At 48.4% G+C, this 4,930-nt stretch carries 4 protein-coding genes; 3 read left to right on the forward strand and 1 reads right to left on the reverse strand.

What is annotated here, in order from left to right; translation table 11 throughout:
• Positions 1-74 precede the first annotated feature (74 nt).
• Together PHU49_12720 and PHU49_12725 are read left to right on the forward strand one after the other, a co-directional pair.
• Positions 75-1,184, forward strand: coding sequence for a 4Fe-4S dicluster domain-containing protein (locus tag PHU49_12720; protein ID MDD5244870.1), 1,110 nt, complete (start codon positions 75-77; stop codon positions 1,182-1,184).
• Positions 1,177-2,013 carry an FAD/NAD(P)-binding protein gene (locus PHU49_12725; GenBank protein ID MDD5244871.1) on the forward strand — a complete coding sequence of 279 codons (837 nt, stop codon included), beginning with the start codon at positions 1,177-1,179 and terminating at the stop codon, positions 2,011-2,013. Before PHU49_12720 ends, PHU49_12725 begins: the two co-directional genes overlap by 8 nt.
• Before the next feature lie 362 nt (positions 2,014-2,375).
• Here the strand turns inward: PHU49_12725 and PHU49_12730 are convergent, their stop codons facing one another.
• Positions 2,376-3,857 (reverse strand): S1 RNA-binding domain-containing protein, encoded by a 1,482-nt coding sequence (locus tag PHU49_12730; protein ID MDD5244872.1) that lies wholly within the window; start codon positions 3,855-3,857, stop codon positions 2,376-2,378.
• Positions 3,858-4,307: 450 nt separating this feature from the next.
• Here PHU49_12730 and larE point away from each other — a divergent pair.
• Positions 4,308-4,930 (forward strand): ATP-dependent sacrificial sulfur transferase LarE (larE, locus tag PHU49_12735; GenBank protein MDD5244873.1); only part of this gene is annotated, 623 nt, incomplete at its 3' end.

Genomic DNA, 4,930 nt, shown 5'->3' on the forward strand with positions numbered 1-4,930 from the left:
GTGAACCTTGACGATAAGCCGCCCATGTATACATTTAATGTTGATGAAGCGAAGATTAAGGAGCACAAACTCTAATGTTCGATACAGGTTACCTGCCAAAAGAAAAGATAAAGGACTTCCTGAAGGAACTCGCCGGAACTGCGGTTGTCTATGTGCCCTGTCTCGAGGGAGATATCGTTATCTTCCGGCCTTTCAGCGAAGAAAGGACCCTCTGTTTTGACAGGCCGGCCAATGTCCCGCCAAAGTCAGTTATCTACCCGCAGAGTGAAACACTCTTTTCCTTTGAATATAAGAAAGAGCCCGAAAACCTCCAGAAAACTGCCGTGGAACTGAAGGCCGATATCGACGTACCGAATATGGTCATCTTCGGCGCTCGTCCCTGTGATGCCAAAGGTTTCAGGATCTACGACAGGGTCTTCATCGAGACAGATACACCTGATCCCTACTATAAGAAACGGCGTGAAAACACGCTCGTTGTTACCTTGAGCTGTGCGGCGCCTTCTCCCGGGTGTTTCTGTGTTGCCGTGGGAGGCGGCCCGGCGCACAAGGAAGGTTCAGATGTCATGATGACCGGGCTGGAAGGCGGCTACGTCATCGAACCGATCACCGAAAAGGGAAGGGCAATCCTCGGAAAACCGATGATAGAGGACGGAAGCCCCTATCTGAAGGATGCGCAGCATGTTCAGGAAAAGGCACACGATGAGGTGAGAAATCCGTTCGTTACCGATAAACTGCCAAAGATATCCCAATCACTCTTTAACTATGATGGATTCTGGGAACAGGTTGTTGACAAATGTGTGAGCTGCGGCGCCTGCACGTATCTCTGCCCGACCTGTTACTGTTTCAATATTACCGATGAACAGGGTGTCAGCAGCGGTGAAAGGATACGGAGCTGGGATGCGTGTATGTTCTTTCACTTTACCCTCGAGGCGAGCGGCCATAACCCGAGACCAACGAGATTCCAACGGTTCAAGAACCGCGTAGGACACAAGTTTATCTATTATCCTGAAAAATACGAAGGTGTCATAGCCTGTTGCGGCTGCGGAAGGTGCATCAGGTATTGCCCTGTCTCTGTTGATATCAGCGAGATCGTGAATTATCTGAAAGATACCCGGCAGGAAATGCACTGGGTATCACAAGATAGAGAAACCGCGTCGGAAGCTGGGAGCTCAAAAGATGAATGACATAAAAAACCCATACCTGCCGGAACTTGCAACCGTATTGCGCGTCATCGAAGAGACGCCGAATATCAGGTCTTACCAGGTGGTATTCAATGACCCGGAGCGGATGAAAAGTTTTCGTTTTGAACCGGGGCAGGTTGGCCAGTTATCGGTTTTTGGTGTTGGTGAGTCGACCTTTGTCATCAATTCACCCCCGACCAGGATGGAATATCTCCAGTTCAGCGTCATGAAGGCAGGAGAGGTTACCGCAGCGATCCATAACCTCTATCCCGGTGATCAGATCGGTTTGCGGGCACCCCTTGGGAACTGGTTCCCCTATGAGCAGATGAAGGAAAGGAATATCCTCTTCATTGGTGGCGGGATCGGTCTGGCGCCCTTGAGGACGCTGATCCTCTTTATGCTCGATCACCGCGCTGATTATAACGATATAACGATCATCTACGGATCACGAACCCCGCCTGACCTCTGCTATAAAGATGAGCTTAAGGAGTGGGAGGAAAGGTCCGATGTCAACCTGATCCTCACCGTGGACAATGAGTTCCCGGGATGGAACAAGAGGACGGGTTTTGTACCGACGGTCCTCAAGGAGGTGGCGCCGGCGCCTGATAATACAGTGGCGATCACATGCGGCCCCCCGATCATGATCAAATTTGTCCTTGAAGGACTGGCTCAACTCGGGTTCAGGGATGAAGATATTATAACAACCCTCGAAAAGAGGATGAAGTGCGGTGTCGGTATCTGCGGCCGCTGCAACATCGGATCCAGGTACGTCTGCAAAGATGGCCCTGTCTTTTCCCTCGCACAGTTGAAAGAGATGCCTGACGAAGTATAATACGAAGGGAATCCGAATATCGAAGCCCCAAATGTTACACAAGCACGAAATCCTAATATCGAAATCCTAAGGCACCAAATCCTAAACAATATCAAAATTCAAATATCGAATGTTCAAAACATGTTGTCACCGCGAGGAGCGAAGCGACGTGGCGATCTATTGAATATCTATTGAATGAGATTGCCGCGCTGCGCTCGCAATGACAAAGTTATTTTGTTCAACTATTTTGAATTTTGAATATTAGAATTTGTTTAGTGCTTAGTTATTCGTGCTTCGGATTTCGCTTTGCATTGCGATATACGATATACGAAATACGATATACGGATTTGCTATGAGCTTATCAGCCATGAGCCATGAACTTATTACTGCCGTATGCTTCCCCACTTTTCCCTGAGCAGATCGCCGAGACTCCCGAGACCGCCTGTTGCCTGCTCTTCTTTCTTCACGCTGTCCCTGTACGAATTGTAGGTATCTTCTTCCATCTTTTCATCCACTTTGTTTCTGCTCAGCGTGACCCTTTTACGATTTTTGTCGACCTCGATCACAATGGTCTGGAGGGTAGTACCGGGTGGGAACATACGGTTGTGGTTGGTACCGCGCGGCGTTCCCATCTCTGAATTGGGAATGAACCCGGTAAGATAGTCGCCTATCTTAAGGAACAGTCCGGCAGGTATCACCCTCTCCACGGTTCCGTGAACGATATCACTGACAGCAGGGAGCTGAATCTCTTCGAAATTGATCTTCTGTTCCATGGACAGGGTTATTTTTCTGTTTGCTGCATTGATGTCAATGACGCGCGCCTCCACCCACTGTCCGACCTCCGCAACCTCTTTCGGATGTTTTATACGTCTTCCTGTGCCAAACTTTGAGATCGGTATGAGGCCGTCTATACCTGGTTCCAGGTTCACAAAGGCGCCAAAACTTTCAAGCCGGACAACGGTACCCTTGACCATACTGTCGATGGGGTACTTTTCCGCAGCGCTTGCATAGGGGTCAGGCTGCATTGATTTTATGCTCAGGGTCAGACGGTTCCTTTCCCAGTCAATGGCAATAACCTTTACCGTTACCTCCTGACCTGGTGACAGAAGGTTTTCAGCCTTTTCAGCGCGATTCCATGAGAGCTCACTGGATGGAATGAGCCCATCGATACCACCGAGGTCAACGAAGGCGCCGAACTTTTGTATTGCGCGGACCTTCCCTGTCACTTCCATACCTGTCTGGAGACTTTCCTTGAATGCCTTGAGCCTTTCCTGCTGTTCTTCTTCGAGGAGGACCCTCCGTGAAAGGATCACATTGCGTCCATTTTCCTTGTATTCGAGGATCTTGAAAGGGAACGTCTGATTGATATATAACTCGGATTTCCGCCCACCTTTCAGGTCAATATGTGAAAAAGGACAGAAGCACCTTATCTTGCCGACATGGACCTCAAAACCGCCTTTAAGCTCACTTATGACCTTTCCGTTCACCGGCAGGTCTGCCTCATGGGCATTGCGGATTCCCTGTGAATCAACCGTTGAGTATCCTTTGGTACGGCTGGTAAATCTTTTCAAACCATCCGAGAAGGTTACAAAAAAGGCATCGATAGTATCGCCTTCGCTTACATGATAGGTGCCGTCCTCTTTTAAGAACTCATTAAGGTTTATTACCCCTTCGCTTTTCCCGCCGAGATCGATAAAGACAAAATCGCCTGAGATGCTCACTATCCTCGCATTGACTTTCTGACCCGGTTCCAGTCTTCGGGAAGCTGCCCCGCTTTTTTCAAAAAGCGTGGCAAAATCCTCTTCCTCCGCGCTATGTACGGTGTTTGCGTCGGGTATGGTATCTTGAATGTTTTCTTCAGTCATTTTAGCCCTCTTATGGAACGATGTTGGTGAATGTATAATGTACACCTTCTCGTCTGTAATGTCCAGAAAAAGCAACCAAGAGCAGAGAGCAGAGAGCAGAGAGCAGAGAGCAGAGAGCAGAGAGCAGAGAGCAGAGAGCAGAGAGCAGAGAGCAGAGAGCAGAGAGCAGAGAGCAGAGAGCTTAAGACCTGGTAAGGGGAGGAAGGCAGCGAAGAGCGGAGAGCTAAGGGCCGAGAGTAAATCCTGTTTAACGTTCCACATTATACTGTCATTGCGAGGAGCGAAGCGACGCGGCAATCTCATCCCCTGGGATTGCCACGCCCTGCGGGCTCGCAATGACACCGTGCCGCGCTGCGCGACCCATCACCCATCACCTATTACCCATCACCTTTCAAGGGATTCATCGTTCTTGTTTGACAATTGAAAAGTCATGACATAACATACTTCATCATGGACATTGATTCAAAATATGGGGTATTGAAAGGCATCATCAGAGATTTAGGACAGGTGATTGTTGCCTATTCAGGCGGGGTGGACAGCACCTTCCTTCTGAAGGTCTCTGTCGATGTCCTCGGCAGGGAGAATGTCCTTGCCGTCATTGCCTCTTCGCCGATCTATCCGGGCAAAGATATTCAGGAGGCCGAAAAGACTGCAAAGACCCTTGGCTCGGAATATGTGATTGTAGAAACACCCCAGCTAAATAACTATAATTTTTTTAATAATTCAATAGATAGATGTTATTATTGTAAGCAAATTATTATAGATGAGCTGTTATCTATAGGAAATAAAAAAGGAATAATTAATATTACCGATGGTTCGAACCTTGACGATATGTCTGATTTCAGACCCGGAAGCAGGGCATGTAAGGAGAAAGGTGTTGTAAGTCCGCTTCAGATGGCAGGGCTGACAAAAAAGGAGATACGTGAACTTTCAAAGGTCCTCAGGCTCCCTACGGCAGAAAAACCTTCCGATGCCTGTCTCGCAACGAGGATCCCCTATGGGACACCAATTGACAAGGTATTATTGGAGAAGATAGAACAGTCGGAAAGCTTTATAAAAGACCTTGGTGTAAG

The sequence above is a fragment of the Syntrophorhabdaceae bacterium genome (assembly GCA_028713955.1).
Classification (GTDB): Bacteria; Desulfobacterota; Syntrophorhabdia; order Syntrophorhabdales; family Syntrophorhabdaceae; genus UBA5609.

Bases quoted from the DNA above. Each gene is read 5' to 3' on its own strand.
- PHU49_12720 (MDD5244870.1), top strand. From the start codon at position 75: ATGTTCGATACAGGTTACCTGCCAAAAGAAAAGATAAAGGACTTCCTG.
- PHU49_12725 (MDD5244871.1), top strand. From the start codon at position 1,177: ATGAATGACATAAAAAACCCATACCTGCCGGAACTTGCAACCGTATTG.
- PHU49_12730 (MDD5244872.1), bottom strand. From the start codon at position 3,857: ATGACTGAAGAAAACATTCAAGATACCATACCCGACGCAAACACCGTA.